Raw genomic sequence first — 13,667 nt, 5'->3', positions numbered from 1 at the left:
CCCGTCCTTAGCGCTTCTTGTTCGTCTTGCGGCGGCGGACGATGTACTTGTTCGACGCCTTCTTGGGCGAACGAGTACGGCCTTCCTTCTTGCCCCACGGGGACACGGGGTGGCGGCCACCGGAGGTCCGGCCCTCACCACCACCGTGCGGGTGGTCCACCGGGTTCATGACCACACCACGGACGGTCGGGCGAACGCCCAGCCACCGCTTACGGCCGGCCTTGCCCCAGTTGATGTTGCTCTGCTCGGCGTTGCCGACCTCGCCGACGGTGGCGCGGCAGCGGACGTCGACCAGGCGGATCTCACCGGACGGCATGCGCAGGTGGGCCATGGAGCCCTCCTTCGCGAGCAGCTGCACCGAGGCGCCGGCGGAGCGGGCGAACTTGGCGCCGCCGCCGGGACGCAGCTCGATGGCGTGCAGCGTCGTACCGACCGGGATGTTGCGCAGGGCAAGGTTGTTGCCCGGCTTGATGTCGGCCCCGGGACCGTTCTCGACGCGGTCGCCCTGGTTCAGGCCACGCGGCGCGAGAATGTAGCGCTTCTCGCCGTCCGCGTAGTGCAGGAGCGCGATGCGCGCGGTGCGGTTGGGGTCGTACTCGATGTGCGCGACCTTCGCCGGCACGCCGTCCTTGTCGTGACGACGGAAGTCGATCACTCGGTAGGCGCGCTTGTGGCCACCGCCCTGGTGGCGGACGGTCACACGACCGGAATTGTTACGGCCGCCCTTGCTGTGCAGGGGACGGACCAGCGACTTCTCCGGCGTGGACCGCGTGACCTCGACGAAGTCGGCGACGCTGGAGCCACGACGGCCCGGAGTCGTCGGCTTGTACTTGCGGATACCCATTTCTCAGTCCTCGTCCGATATCGAACGATCCTGACCGCTTACGCGGTCGGACCGCCGAAGATGTCGATACGGTCGCCCTCGGCGAGGGTCACGATCGCGCGCTTGGTGGCGGCACGCTGGCCGAAGCCCGTGCGGGTCCGCTTGCGCTTGCCGACGCGGTTGATCGTGTTGACCCCGGTGACCTTGACCGAGAAGACCGACTGCACGGCCTCCTTGATCTGGGTCTTGTTGGCACGCGGGTCGACGATGAACGTGTACTTGTTCTCGTCGATGAGCGCGTAGCTCTTCTCGGACACGACCGGCTTGAGCAGCACGTCACGGGGGTCCGTGTACGCCTTGCTCGCCGGGGTGACGACGGTGTTCTTGCCCTCGTTGGCGTGGCGACGCGCCTTGGCGACGCGCGCGGCCTTGGCCGCCTTGGCGGCCTTCGAGGCGATCGAGGGGTGACGGGCAGCCATCAGACCTCGCTCCCTTCGTTGTCGTTGGCCTTGTTCGGGCCGGCGACGAAGGACTCGAAAGCGGCCTTGGTGAAGACCACGTCGTCCGAGACGAGAACGTCGTACGTGTTCAGCTGGCCCGGCTCCAGGATGTGGACCTGGGGCAGGTTGCGGGCGGACAGCCACGCGGCCTCGTCGGCGCGGTCGACGACCAGGAGCAGGTTCTTGCGCTCCGAGATCTTGCCGAACAGCGTCTTGGCGGCCTTCGTGGAGGGGGTCTCGCCCTCGACCACGCCGGAGACGACGTGGATGCGGTTGTGACGCGCCCGGTCGGTGAGGGCGTGACGCAGAGCGGCAGCCTTCATCTTCTTCGGGGTGCGCTGCGAGTAGTCGCGCGGCACGGGACCGTGCACGACGCCACCACCGGCGAACTGCGGCGCGCGGGTCGAACCCTGACGGGCGCGACCGGTGCCCTTCTGGCGGTAGGGCTTCTTGCCACCGCCGCGGACCTCGCCGCGCGTCTTGGTCTTGTGGGTGCCCTGGCGGGCAGCGGCCAGCTGTGCGACGACGACCTGGTGGATCAGCGGGATGCTGACCTTCTCAACGCCGAAGATCTCCGCGGGGAGCTCGACGGTACCGGCCTTGTCGCCCGCCGGCGAAAGGATGTCAACAGTGCTCATCGGTTACCTCAGGCCCCCTTGGCCGCGGTGCGGACCAGGACGAGGCCGCCGTTCGGACCGGGAACCGCGCCCTTGATGAGCAGCAGACCCTTCTCCGCGTCAACGGCGTGGACGGTCAGGTTCTGGGTGGTGACCCGCTCGTTGCCCATGCGACCCGCCATGCGGAGGCCCTTGAACACACGGCCCGGGGTGGCGCAGCCGCCGATGGAACCGGGCGAGCGGTGCTTGCGCTGGGTGCCGTGTCCGGCGCCGAGGCCACGGAAGTTGTGGCGCTTCATGACACCGGCGAAGCCCTTGCCCTTGCTCTTGCCGGTCACGTCGACCTTCACGCCGGCCTCGAACACCTCGGCGGTGATCTCCTGGCCGAGCGTGTACTCGGAGGCGTCCGACGTGCGGATCTCGACGAGGTGACGACGGGGGGTGACATCGGCCTTGGCGAAGTGGCCCTTGAGGGGCTTGTTCACCTTGCGCGGGTCGATCTCGCCGAAGGCGATCTGGACGGACTCGTAGCCGTCGACATCGTTCGTGCGGACCTGGGTGACGACGTTGGGGCCGGCCTTGACGACGGTGACCGGGACGACGCGGTTGTTCGCGTCCCACACCTGCGTCATGCCGAGCTTCTCGCCCAGGATGCCCTTGATCTGCTTAGCCATCTCTCAGATCACCGGCCTCAGAGCTTGATCTCGATGTCGACACCGGCCGGGAGGTCGAGTCGCATCAGAGAGTCAACGGTCTTGGGGGTGGGGTCGAGGATGTCGATCAGGCGCTTGTGCGTGCGCATCTCGAAGTGCTCGCGCGAGTCCTTGTACTTGTGCGGCGACTTGATGACGCAGTACACGTTCTTCTCAGTGGGCAGCGGCACCGGGCCCGCGACCGACGCACCAGTACGCGTCACCGTCTCGACGATCTTCTTCGCCGAGCTGTCGATGACCTCGTGGTCGTAGGCCTTGAGCCGGATGCGGATCTTCTGTCCCGCCATGGCTACTTCGTAGTCCTGTCTCTCATTACGCTCTGGAACCCGGAGTTTCCTGCCCCGTCTCCGACCCACGCGGTCGGGCGTGTCGCACTCCCGCTGACATGGATGTCCCTTGTTCGAACATCCCCTCGGGATTGACACGGCCCTACCAGAACCGCGGACCGGGAGCGAAAGCCCACCGGGCGCCTGGCCGGCGCCGCGCCCACGCTTCCCGGAAGATTCCCGTACGTCCGCCCCTGAGCAGGGACGACGAGTACTGTGGGACTCGCTTCCGGTCCTCCCGGCGGGAGGCGCGCAGCATCAACACTCGACCGAGCAACTCGGACAGTCTGCCATATGGGGCAGGTCCGACGCCAATCGAGCCGGAGAGAATACCCCGGGAGTGACAGAGGTCAAACAAGCGATCCCCCCACTCGCGGCTCCTGTGATACTGGCGCCGTGCCGCCGACACCCCAGCCGGACCCGGAGCCGTCCCCGGTGCGCTCCCCGCACCCCATAACCGCCGACGCGCCCGAGCGCATCCCGCGCCCGCTGCTCACCCAGTCCTGGCTCGACCTGACCTTCCTGCACTGGGCGGCCGACCCGGCCGATGTGGCGCCGCTGCTGCCGTCGGGCACCGTTGCCGACACCCTGGACGGGGTCACGTACGTGGGTCTCGTCGCCTTCCGGATGCATCGCGTGGGGTGGCTGGGCCTTCCGGGGGTGCCGTATCTCGGTGACTTCCCCGAGACCAACGTCCGGCTCTACTCCGTGGACGCGCACGGGCGCCGCGGAGTCGTGTTCCTCTCCCTCGACGCCTCCCGGCTGATTCCCGTCGCCGTCGGGCGTCTCGGGTTCCGGATGCCGTACGTCTGGTCCCGCATGGACATCCGGTACGACGGCACCGACACCGTCACCTACACCAGCTCCCGGCGCTGGCCCGGGCCGCGCGGCGCCGGCAGCCGGATCACCGTGCGGGTGGGCGAGCGGATCGGGGAGCCCACCGAGCTGGAGCACTTCCTGACCGCCCGCTGGGGCATGCACGGCGCCTTCTTCGGCCGGTCGGTGTATCTGCCGAACGCCCATCCGCGCTGGCCCTTGCACCGGGCCGAACTCCTCGACTGCGACGAGGAGTTGGTGGTGGCCGCCGGGCTGCCGGAGCCGGACGGGGACCCCGTCAGCGTGCTGTACTCGCCGGGCGTCCCGGCCCGCTTCGGGCGGCCCGCCCGGCCCGGTGGGATCCGGACTCCGTGACGCGCCGGAGGCTCAGATGACCCCCTGCGCCAGCATCGCGTCCGCCACCCGTTCGAAGCCGGCGATGTTCGCGCCGGTGACGTAGTCGCCGGGGGCCTCGTAGCGCTCGGCCGTCTGCGCGCACGTGGTGTGGATGTCGGTCATGATGCGGGCCAGCTCCCGCTCCACCCGCTCGGCCGGCCAGGCCGAACGGGAGGCGTTCTGCGCCATCTCCAGCGCGCTGACGGCGACCCCGCCCGCGTTCGCCGCCTTGCCGGGGCCGAAGGCGACGCCGGCCTGCTGGAGGAGTCGTACCGCCTGCGGGGTCGTCGGCATGTTCGCGCCTTCCGAGACCGCCTTGACGCCGTTGCGGACGAGCGTGGCCGCGTCGTCCTCCCCCAGTTCGTTCTGTGTGGCGGACGGGAGGGCCACATCCGCCGGGACCTCCCAGACCCGGCCCCGCTCGACGGGCACGAACGTCGCCGACGCTCCCCGGCGCTGCGCGTAGTCGCTCACGCGGCCGCGTTCGACCTCCTTGATCTGCTGCAGCAGCTCCACGTCGATGCCCTTCTCGTCGACGACGTAGCCGCCGGAGTCGGAGCAGGTCACCGGGTTGGCGCCGAGGGCCGCCAGCTTCCGGACGGCGTGGATCGCGACGTTCCCGGAGCCGGAGACCACCACCGTCTGCCCCTCCAGGTCCTCGCCGCGCTCGCGCAGCATCGCCTCCGCGAACAGCACGTTGCCGTATCCGGTCGCCTCCGGGCGGATCAGCGAGCCGCCCCATCCGGCGCCCTTGCCGGTGAGCACGCCGGCCTCCCAGCGGTTGGTGATCCGGCGGTACTGGCCGAAGAGGTAGCCGATCTCCCGGCCGCCGACGCCGATGTCACCGGCCGGGACGTCGGTGTGCTCGCCGATGTGCCGGTACAGCTCGGTCATGAAGGACTGGCAGAACCGCATGACCTCGGCGTCGCTGCGTCCCCGGGGGTCGAAGTCGCTGCCGCCCTTGCCGCCGCCGATACCGAGACCGGTCAGCGCGTTCTTGAACACCTGCTCGAAGCCGAGGAACTTGATGATGCCGAGGTTCACGGACGGGTGGAACCGCAGGCCGCCCTTGTACGGACCGAGCGCGCTGTTGAACTCGACGCGGAAACCCCGGTTGACGTGGACCCGGCCATGGTCGTCCTGCCACGGCACCCGGAAGATGATCTGCCGCTCCGGCTCGACCAGCCGCTCCACCAGCCCCGGCTCCGCGTACTCGGGCCGCGCCGCCAGCACCGGCGCGAGCGTCTCCAGCACCTCCCGCACGGCCTGGTGGAACTCGGGCTGGGCGGGGTTGCGGTGCTCGATCTCGGCACGCAGTCGGTCGAGCGAGGTCGGCGCGCTCTTCATGGCGGGTCGTGTCACTACAGGATCCCTTTCTGGCACGGCTGCTCCCGGTACGCATGCACAGAGGTACGCGCGAACCGCGACGGACGCTCGGCGCCATTGCCGCGCGCAGGACTGCGGCCGTCTCCGGCAGGCACGCACCCGCTGAAACGGCCGACACTCAATGGTGCCCTGGTACGGACGCCGAAACCAGGAACCGGGACCCGCCCGTCCCCATCAGGTCCGTACCAACCCCTTGCCCTGGCCCCTCCCCCGCCGCAAGCTCCCCTCATGGAGCTCGAGTTGCGGCATCTGAAGACGATCCGGGCGATTGCCGAGGCCGGGAGCCTCACCAGGGCGGCGACGGCGCTCGGGCTTGCGCAGCCCGCGCTGAGTGCTCAGCTGAAACGGATCGAACGCGCCCTGGGGGGTGAGCTGTTCGAGCGCGGCCGGCACGGCGTGCGGGCGACCGCGCTGGGCGAGCTGGTGCTGGAGCGCACCCGGATCGTGCTGCCCGCGGTGACGGAACTCCAGCAGGAGGCGGCCCGCTTCGCACGGACGCCGCGCACCACCACCGCGTGCTTCCGGCTCGGCGGGACGCACGGCCCGCTGCTCGGCGCCCTCGTCGACCGGCTGGCGGACGTGGTCCCCGACGCGCGCGTCACCACCTGCACCTCCTGGTCCGAGCGGGAGCTCGCCACCCTGCTCACCGAGGGCCGCCTCGACTTCGCCCTCGCCGGCACCTGCGGCTCCGCCGAACCACCCGGCGCCGACGGCCTGTCCTGGCGCGAGGTCGCCGTGGACCCGGTGTTCGTGATGCTGCCGGACACGCATCCGCTCGCCCGGCGCTCCGAGGTGGACCTGACCGAGCTGGCCGGCGAGGAGTGGGCGTGTGTCCCCGGCGACGGCTGCTTCGGGGACTGCTTCACGGCCGCCTGCGCCCGCGCCGGTTTCACGCCGAGCCGCATGTACGAGACGGACACCGCCTCCCTCGTCCACCTCGTACAGGTCGGTCGCGCGGTCGGCCTGTGCCGGGCGACCTTCCCCACCACGCCCGGCATCGTCAGCCGCCCCCTCGCCGGCACTCCCCTGGCCTGGCGTCATCTGCTGGGCTGGCACACGGCGGCGCAGCAGCCGCCCACCGCGGCCACCGTGCTCGCCCAGGCCCGGCTCGCCCACGCGAGCGTGGCCGCCCGCAGCGACAGCTACACGCAGTGGCTCGCCCGGCAGACGCGGGTTCCATAACACGCGGCAGGGGGCCGACTGACAACTTACGGCGGTCACGTGCCGCTTCCTACGGTTTCGGCGCACCCCACCGAGACCGAGGAGACACCCCATGCTCCATCGACACACCAGAGCCCCGGCGGCCCTGGGCGCCGCCGCCGTGGCGACCGCCGCGCTGCTCGTGGCCGGGCTCAGCGGCTCCGCGAGCGCCGGATCGGCCGCCACGGACCACGCCCGCACCCCCGCCGCAGACGCCCTCCGCACGGACACGGCCCCGCCCGGACTGCTCACAGCGATGGCACGCGACCTCGGCGTGGACCGCGCCCAGGCGGAGCGGCGCCTGGTGAACGAGGCCGAGGCAGGGGCCACGGCGGGCCGTCTGCGCCTGGCGCTCGGTGCGGACTTCGCCGGCGCCTGGGTTCGCGGCGCCGAGTCCGGCACGCTGACCGTGGCGACGACCGACGCCCGCGACGTGCGGGCCATCGAGGCGCAGGGCGCACGGGCCGCGGTCGTCGCCCACTCCCTGGCCGAGCTGGACGCGGCCAAGGCCCGCCTGGACCGGGTGGCCCAGCGCAAGGGCAGCACCGCCGTGCCCGTCTGGTACGTCGACGTCCGCACCAACAAGGTGGTCGTCCAGGCCGGGCGGGCCTCGGCGGGGCACGCCCTGCTGGCCGCGGCAGGCGTCGACCGTTCCCTCACCCGGGTCGAGAAGTCGGCCGAGCAGCCCCGCGCGCTGTACGACCTGCGCGGCGGCGACGCGTACTACATGGGCAGCGGCGGCCGGTGCTCGGTCGGCTTCCCGGTCACCCGCGGCACCCAGCAGGGCTTCGCCACCGCCGGTCACTGCGGCCGGGCCGGCACCACCACCAGCGGTTACAACCAGGTCGCCCAGGGCACCTTCCAGGGCTCGGTCTTCCCGGGCCGGGACATGGCGTGGGTGGCCACCAACGCCAACTGGACGGCGACGCCGTACGTCAAGGGCGCCGGCGGGCAGAACGTCCAGGTCACGGGCTCGACGCAGGCCCCGGTCGGCGCGTCGGTCTGCCGCTCGGGCTCCACGACCGGCTGGCACTGCGGCACGGTCCAGCAGCACAACACCAGCGTGACCTACCCCGAGGGCACCATCACCGGCGTCACCCGCACCTCGGTGTGCGCCGAGCCCGGCGACTCGGGCGGCGCGTACATCTCCGGCAGCCAGGCGCAGGGCGTCACCTCGGGCGGCTCGGGCAACTGCAGCAGCGGCGGCACGACGTACTTCCAGCCGATCAATCCGCTGCTCCAGAACTACGGCCTGACGCTGAAGACCACCGGCGGCGGCGAGGAGCCCCCGCCCCCGGGAGGCGGCACCTGGGCGGCCGGCACGGTCTACCAGCCCGGCGACACGGTGACCTACGGCGGCGCCACCTACCGCTGCCTCCAGGCCCACCAGGCCCAGCCCGGCTGGGAACCCCCGAACGTCCCGGCGCTCTGGCAGCGCGCATAAGCGGAACATGCGAAAGGGCCCGCACGACCGAGGTCGTGCGGGCCCTTCGTGGTGCTCGCAGCAGGAGCTACCAGGTCAGATCAGCAAGCTCACTTGTTGATCTTGGTGACCTGGCCGGCGCCCACGGTCCGGCCACCCTCACGGATGGCGAACTTCAGGCCCTCCTCCATGGCGACGGGCTGGATGAGCTCCACCTTCATCTCGGTGTTGTCACCCGGCATGACCATCTCGGTGCCCTCGGGGAGGGTCACGACGCCGGTCACGTCCGTCGTACGGAAGTAGAACTGCGGGCGGTAGTTGTTGAAGAACGGGGTGTGGCGGCCACCCTCGTCCTTCGACAGGATGTAGGCCTGGGCCTCGAACTCGGTGTGCGGGGTGACCGAGCCCGGCTTGATGATGACCTGGCCGCGCTCGACGTCCTCGCGCTTGATGCCGCGGAGGAGCAGACCGACGTTCTCACCGGCCTGGCCCTCGTCGAGCAGCTTGCGGAACATCTCGATGCCGGTGACCGTGGTGGTGGTCTTCTCCGGCTTGATGCCGATGATGTCGACGGTCTCGTTGACCTTGAGGACACCACGCTCGATGCGGCCGGTGACGACCGTACCGCGACCGGTGATGGTGAAGACGTCCTCGATCGGCATCAGGAACGGCTTGTCGACGTCGCGCTCCGGCTCCGGAATCGCGGTGTCGACGGCGTTCATGAGCTCCAGGACGGACTCGCCCCACTCCTTGTCGCCCTCGAGCGCCTTCAGCGCCGAGACCTTGACGACCGGGACGTCGTCGCCCGGGAACTCGTACTCGGAGAGGAGCTCGCGCACCTCGAGCTCGACGAGCTCCAGGATCTCCTCGTCGTCCACCATGTCGGCCTTGTTCAGGGCGACCACGATGTACGGAACACCGACCTGGCGGGCCAGGAGCACGTGCTCCTTGGTCTGCGGCATCGGGCCGTCGGTGGCGGCGACCACGAGGATGGCGCCGTCCATCTGGGCAGCACCGGTGATCATGTTCTTGATGTAGTCCGCGTGACCCGGGCAGTCGACGTGGGCGTAGTGACGCGCCTCCGTCTGGTACTCGACGTGCGCGATGGAGATGGTGATACCGCGCTGGCGCTCTTCGGGAGCCTTGTCGATCTGGTCGAAGGCCGAAGCCTCGTTCAGGTCCGGGTACTTGTCGTGCAGCACCTTGGTAATGGCGGCCGTGAGGGTCGTCTTACCGTGGTCGATGTGACCGATGGTGCCGATGTTGACGTGCGGCTTAGTCCGCTCGAACTTCGCCTTCGCCACTGGGGTCCTCCTGTGGAGTGGTTCTGTACGCCTTACTCATCGGCGCCAGGTGATCTTTGCTGGGAAACCCGGGCCCAGGGCATTCCGCCGGGTTGGTGGCGGAATGCCCCTTGCAGGCTCCGGGGTCAAGCCTACGGCGTGCGGACGGGGTCCGTTACTCGCCCTTGGCCTTCGCGATGATCTCCTCGGCGACGTTCCGCGGAACCTCGGCGTAGGAGTCGAACTGCATCGAGTAGCTTGCGCGACCCGACGTCTTGCTGCGGAGGTCTCCGACGTAGCCGAACATCTCCGACAGGGGCACGAGGCCCTTCACGACGCGGGCACCGGCCCGCTCCTCCATGGCCTGGATCTGGCCACGGCGGGAGTTGATGTCGCCGATGACGTCACCCATGTAGTCCTCGGGCGTGGTGACCTCGACGGCCATCATCGGCTCCAGGAGCACGGGCGAAGCCTTGCGCGCGGCCTCCTTGAAGGCCTGCGAACCGGCGATCTTGAACGCGAGCTCGGAGGAGTCCACCTCGTGGTAGGCACCGTCGAGCAGCGTCACGCGGACGCCGGTCATCTCGTAACCGGCGAGGATGCCGAACTGCATGGCCTCCTGCGCACCGGCGTCGACCGAGGGGATGTACTCCTTCGGCACGCGGCCACCGGTCACCTTGTTGACGAACTCGTACGAGGCGTCGCCGCCCTCGATCGGCTCGATCGCGATGATGACGCGGGCGAACTGGCCGGTACCACCCGTCTGCTTCTTGTGGGTGTACTCGACCTTCTCGACCGACTTGCGGATGGTCTCGCGGTACGCGACCTGCGGCTTGCCGACGTTGGCCTCGACCTTGAACTCACGGCGCATGCGGTCGACCAGCACCTCGAGGTGCAGCTCGCCCATACCGCCGATGATGGTCTGGCCGGTCTCCTCGTCCGAGTGGACCTGGAAGGACGGGTCCTCCTCGGCCAGGCGCTGGATCGCGACGCCGAGCTTCTCCTGGTCGCCCTTCGACTTGGGCTCGATGGCGACCTGGATGACCGGCGCCGGGAAGTCCATGGACTCCAGGATCACCGGCTGCTTGTCGTCGGACAGCGTCTCACCGGTGGTGGTCTGCTTCAGGCCCATGACGGCGACGATGTCGCCGGCGCCCACCGACTCGATCTCCTCACGCTTGTTGGCGTGCATGCGGTAGATCTTGCCGATGCGCTCCTTCTTGCCCTTCACGGAGTTCAGCACCTGGGTGCCGGACTCCAGACGGCCGGAGTACACGCGGACGAAGGTGAGCTTGCCGAGGTGCGGGTCGCTCATGATCTTGAACGCCAGCGCCGCGAGCGGCTCCTCGTCGGACGGCTTGCGCCGCACGACCTCCTCCGGGTCCTTCGGGTCGTGGCCCTCGATGGCCTCGACGTCGAGCGGGGAGGGGAGGTAGCGCACGACCGCGTCGAGCAGGGGCTGCACGCCCTTGTTCTTGAACGCGGTACCGCAGAACACGGGGGTGACGGTGGTGCCGCCGCCCTTGCCGGAGGCGATGGTGATACGGCGGATCGCCGCGTACAGCTGCTCCTCGGAGGGCTCCTGGCCCTCGAGGTACAGCTCCATCAGCTCCTCGTCGTTCTCCGCGACGGCCTCGAGCAGCTTGCCGCGCCACTCCTCGGCGGCCTCGGTGTGCGTGGCCGGGATGTCGACGACGTCGTACATCTCGCCCTTGGCGGCCTCGGCGGACCACACGAGCGCCTTCATGCGGACCAGGTCCACGACGCCCTTGAAGTCGGCCTCGGCACCGATCGGCAGCTGCATGACGAGCGGCTGCGCACCCAGGCGGTCGCTGATCATGTCGACGCAGCGGTGGAACTCGGCACCGGTGCGGTCGAGCTTGTTGACGAAGCAGATACGCGGAACGCCGTAGCGGTCCGCCTGACGCCACACCGTCTCGGACTGGGGCTCAACGCCGGCGACGCCGTCGAACACCGTCACGGCACCGTCGAGCACGCGCAGGGAACGCTCCACCTCGACGGTGAAGTCGACGTGGCCCGGCGTGTCGATGATGTTGATGGTGTGGTCGACGTCTTCCAGCGGCCAGTGGCAGGTGGTGGCAGCAGAGGTGATCGTGATGCCACGCTCCTGCTCCTGCTCCATCCAGTCCATGGTGGCAGCGCCGTCGTGGACCTCACCGATCTTGTACGAAACGCCGGTGTAGAACAGGATCCGCTCGGTGGTGGTCGTCTTGCCCGCGTCGATGTGGGCCATGATCCCGATGTTGCGGACCCTGGCCAGGTCAAGCGAAGTGGTAGCCATAAGGCTTCAGTCTTCTCTCGGTCTCGATGGGGTCTGCGACTACCAGCGGTAGTGCGCGAAGGCCTTGTTGGACTCGGCCATCTTGTGCGTGTCCTCGCGCTTCTTCACAGCGGCACCCAGGCCGTTGCTGGCGTCGAGGAGCTCGTTGAGCAGACGCTCGGTCATGGTCTTCTCGCGACGGGCGCGGGAGTAACCGACGAGCCAGCGCAGCGCCAGGGTGTTAGCACGGCCGGGCTTGACCTCGACCGGGACCTGGTAGGTGGCACCACCGACACGGCGGGACTTGACCTCGAGGGTCGGCTTGATGTTCTCGAGAGCGCGCTTCAGCGTGATGACCGGGTCGTTGCCGGTCTTCTCGCGCAGGCCCTCCATGGCGCCGTAGACGATGCGCTCGGCGGTGGAGCGCTTGCCGTTCAGCAGCACCTTGTTGATCAGGGAGGTCACCAGAGGAGAGCCGTAGACCGGGTCGATGATGACCGGACGCTTCGGGGCGGGGCCCTTACGAGGCATTCTTACTTCTCCTTCTTGGCGCCGTAACGGCTGCGGGCCTGCTTGCGGTTCTTGACACCCTGGGTGTCGAGGGAGCCGCGGATGATCTTGTAGCGAACACCCGGCAGGTCCTTCACACGGCCGCCGCGCACGAGCACGATGGAGTGCTCCTGCAAGTTGTGTCCCTCACCCGGAATGTAAGCCGTGACCTCGATGCCGCTGGTCAGACGCACACGCGCGACCTTACGGAGGGCCGAGTTCGGCTTCTTCGGAGTGGTCGTGAACACACGCGTGCAGACGCCACGACGCTGAGGGGAACCCTCGAGTGCGGGCGTCTTGTTCTTCTCGACCTTGTCCTGCCGGCCCTTGCGGACCAGCTGCTGGATCGTAGGCACTACTTCTCCGGTTTCTGTGTGCCGATGGGTACAGCTAACCTGGAACGTCGCCGACCCACGCGGTCGGGTGTGTCGAATCGTGCGGACCTCCGCCGCGAGGCAGAAAGAAGCGCAGATTGCGGTGGCCGTTTATCGGCCTCCGGTGCGGTTGTGATGGCACGCACGAAGGCCAGGGCACACCCCAGGCACAAGGTCTGAGCGTACCTATCGCATTCGCTGCGGTCAAAACAAATGGGCGGCGCCCGCAGGGCTGCGAGAAACATGTCAAGCCCCAGCGCCGTAGACGATCTTCGAATCTGCGGTCCGGGGGCGTTCCAGGTGGTTTGTCCATCGTAGGACGCCGTCCCCGGCTGTGGTCAGACGGAGGCGAGCGCCAGGACGAACGACAGGGTCAGCAGGACCGCCCACGCCGCGTTCGACAGCCAGCCGAGCGCCAGCCCGGTCAGCGCGAGCGCGTCACCCTCCTCGCCGGTGCGCGCCATCTCGGCCCGCGCGGCATGCCCGAGGACCACCGCGGGGATGCCGGTCAGCCCGAAGGTGACCAGGCACAGCCCTCCGCACACGGCCGAGGCGACCGCCTTGCCGTTCACCCGGGGCCGGGGCGCCGGCAGGAACGCCGCCGGCACGGGCTGCGCCACGGGGTGCGGTGCGGGCCCCTGCGGCAGATCGGCCACCAGCAGCGCCAGCTCCCCCACCGTACGGGCGGCATACGCCCGCGCGACCCGCCGCTCGAACTCCTGCTGCTCCATGCGCCCCTCGCCGAACCCGGCCCTGAGCACATCCACGGCCCGCTCCCGGTCGGCGTGCGAGGCGAGCATCGACGGCCCACCCTGCCAGGGCTGCGGCACACCGGGCCCCTGCTGCCAGGGCTGCCACGACGGATACGGCGGCTGCGACACGGAGCACCTCCCGGAGGAGCGGAGTGACTCCATGATGCGCCCCGACCGGCATGTCCGGCACGCGTTCGGCGAGACCGCCCCTCCGCGCTTGATCACCAC

Annotated in this window: 14 protein-coding genes; 3 read left to right on the top strand and 11 right to left on the bottom strand. The window is 69.4% G+C overall.

The window, feature by feature from the left end:
- Positions 1-7 precede the first annotated feature (7 nt).
- From rplB to rpsJ, 5 genes are read right to left on the bottom strand one after another with little or no spacing between them, the layout of a single operon-like run.
- On the bottom strand, positions 8-844 hold the full coding sequence (rplB, locus tag AB0412_RS22305; RefSeq protein ID WP_167991126.1) for a 50S ribosomal protein L2: 837 nt from the start codon (positions 842-844) through the stop codon (positions 8-10).
- Positions 845-882: 38 nt separating this feature from the next.
- On the bottom strand, positions 883-1,302 hold the full coding sequence (gene rplW, locus AB0412_RS22300; protein ID WP_366404319.1) for a 50S ribosomal protein L23: 420 nt from the start codon (positions 1,300-1,302) through the stop codon (positions 883-885).
- A complete protein-coding gene (gene rplD, locus AB0412_RS22295) occupies positions 1,302-1,961 on the bottom strand; it encodes a 50S ribosomal protein L4 (protein ID WP_366404318.1) in 660 nt (219 codons plus the stop codon). The genes rplW and rplD overlap by 1 nt, the downstream gene beginning before the upstream one ends.
- 8 nt (positions 1,962-1,969) lie before the next feature.
- Positions 1,970-2,614, bottom strand: a complete 645-nt coding sequence (gene rplC / locus AB0412_RS22290; RefSeq protein WP_019526946.1) for a 50S ribosomal protein L3 — start codon at positions 2,612-2,614, stop codon at positions 1,970-1,972.
- Between the two features lie 17 nt (positions 2,615-2,631).
- Positions 2,632-2,940: a 30S ribosomal protein S10 gene (rpsJ, locus tag AB0412_RS22285; RefSeq protein ID WP_003948644.1), complete on the bottom strand. Its 309-nt coding sequence runs from the start codon at positions 2,938-2,940 to the stop codon at positions 2,632-2,634.
- Between the two features lie 435 nt (positions 2,941-3,375).
- On the opposite strand from rpsJ, the gene AB0412_RS22280 reads away from it, so the two are divergent.
- Complete coding sequence (locus tag AB0412_RS22280; RefSeq protein ID WP_366404317.1) at positions 3,376-4,170, top strand: DUF2071 domain-containing protein; 795 nt, start codon at positions 3,376-3,378, stop codon at positions 4,168-4,170.
- Between the two features lie 12 nt (positions 4,171-4,182).
- On the opposite strand, the gene gdhA is transcribed toward AB0412_RS22280, so the two are convergent.
- Positions 4,183-5,538: an NADP-specific glutamate dehydrogenase gene (gene gdhA, locus AB0412_RS22275; protein WP_366404378.1), complete on the bottom strand. Its 1,356-nt coding sequence runs from the start codon at positions 5,536-5,538 to the stop codon at positions 4,183-4,185.
- A 267-nt stretch (positions 5,539-5,805) separates the two neighbouring features.
- On the opposite strand from gdhA, the gene AB0412_RS22270 reads away from it, so the two are divergent.
- Positions 5,806-6,759 carry a LysR family transcriptional regulator gene (locus AB0412_RS22270; RefSeq protein WP_366404316.1) on the top strand — a complete coding sequence of 318 codons (954 nt, stop codon included), beginning with the start codon at positions 5,806-5,808 and terminating at the stop codon, positions 6,757-6,759.
- 91 nt (positions 6,760-6,850) lie between these two features.
- Positions 6,851-8,221, top strand: coding sequence for an alpha-lytic protease prodomain-containing protein (locus AB0412_RS22265; RefSeq protein WP_366404315.1), 1,371 nt, complete (start codon positions 6,851-6,853; stop codon positions 8,219-8,221).
- An 89-nt stretch (positions 8,222-8,310) separates the two neighbouring features.
- On the opposite strand, the gene tuf is transcribed toward AB0412_RS22265, so the two are convergent.
- From tuf to AB0412_RS22240, 5 genes are all read right to left on the bottom strand, one after another.
- Positions 8,311-9,504 carry an elongation factor Tu gene (tuf, locus tag AB0412_RS22260; RefSeq protein ID WP_366404314.1) on the bottom strand — a complete coding sequence of 398 codons (1,194 nt, stop codon included), beginning with the start codon at positions 9,502-9,504 and terminating at the stop codon, positions 8,311-8,313.
- Between the two features lie 154 nt (positions 9,505-9,658).
- Entirely contained in the window at positions 9,659-11,785 is a 2,127-nt protein-coding gene (gene fusA, locus AB0412_RS22255) for an elongation factor G (protein ID WP_366404313.1), read from the bottom strand.
- A 39-nt stretch (positions 11,786-11,824) separates the two neighbouring features.
- A complete protein-coding gene (gene rpsG / locus AB0412_RS22250) occupies positions 11,825-12,295 on the bottom strand; it encodes a 30S ribosomal protein S7 (RefSeq protein WP_003998848.1) in 471 nt (156 codons plus the stop codon).
- A 2-nt stretch (positions 12,296-12,297) separates the two neighbouring features.
- A complete protein-coding gene (gene rpsL, locus AB0412_RS22245) occupies positions 12,298-12,669 on the bottom strand; it encodes a 30S ribosomal protein S12 (RefSeq protein WP_003948652.1) in 372 nt (123 codons plus the stop codon).
- Between the two features lie 356 nt (positions 12,670-13,025).
- Positions 13,026-13,568: a DUF1707 and DUF4190 domain-containing protein gene (locus tag AB0412_RS22240; protein ID WP_366404312.1), complete on the bottom strand. Its 543-nt coding sequence runs from the start codon at positions 13,566-13,568 to the stop codon at positions 13,026-13,028.
- Positions 13,569-13,667 lie beyond the last annotated feature (99 nt).

Origin of the sequence: Streptomyces sp. NPDC052012, from assembly GCF_040689265.1 — a bacterium.
Taxonomy (GTDB): domain Bacteria; phylum Actinomycetota; class Actinomycetes; order Streptomycetales; family Streptomycetaceae; genus Streptomyces.
Note: the sequence above shows the minus strand (reverse complement) of the source record. Positions and strands in the feature narration are given on the sequence as shown.

Excerpts from the sequence above, each read along its gene's own strand:
- AB0412_RS22270 (WP_366404316.1), top strand. The coding sequence starts at position 5,806 with ATGGAGCTCGAGTTGCGGCATCTGAAGACGATCCGGGCGATTGCCGAG.
- rpsJ (WP_003948644.1), bottom strand. The coding sequence starts at position 2,940 with ATGGCGGGACAGAAGATCCGCATCCGGCTCAAGGCCTACGACCACGAG.
- gdhA (WP_366404378.1), bottom strand. The coding sequence starts at position 5,538 with ATGAAGAGCGCGCCGACCTCGCTCGACCGACTGCGTGCCGAGATCGAG.
- rplD (WP_366404318.1), bottom strand. The coding sequence starts at position 1,961 with ATGAGCACTGTTGACATCCTTTCGCCGGCGGGCGACAAGGCCGGTACC.
- fusA (WP_366404313.1), bottom strand. The coding sequence starts at position 11,785 with ATGGCTACCACTTCGCTTGACCTGGCCAGGGTCCGCAACATCGGGATC.
- rplB (WP_167991126.1), bottom strand. The coding sequence starts at position 844 with ATGGGTATCCGCAAGTACAAGCCGACGACTCCGGGCCGTCGTGGCTCC.
- AB0412_RS22265 (WP_366404315.1), top strand. The coding sequence starts at position 6,851 with ATGCTCCATCGACACACCAGAGCCCCGGCGGCCCTGGGCGCCGCCGCC.
- rplC (WP_019526946.1), bottom strand. The coding sequence starts at position 2,614 with ATGGCTAAGCAGATCAAGGGCATCCTGGGCGAGAAGCTCGGCATGACG.
- rpsG (WP_003998848.1), bottom strand. The coding sequence starts at position 12,295 with ATGCCTCGTAAGGGCCCCGCCCCGAAGCGTCCGGTCATCATCGACCCG.
- rplW (WP_366404319.1), bottom strand. The coding sequence starts at position 1,302 with ATGGCTGCCCGTCACCCCTCGATCGCCTCGAAGGCCGCCAAGGCGGCC.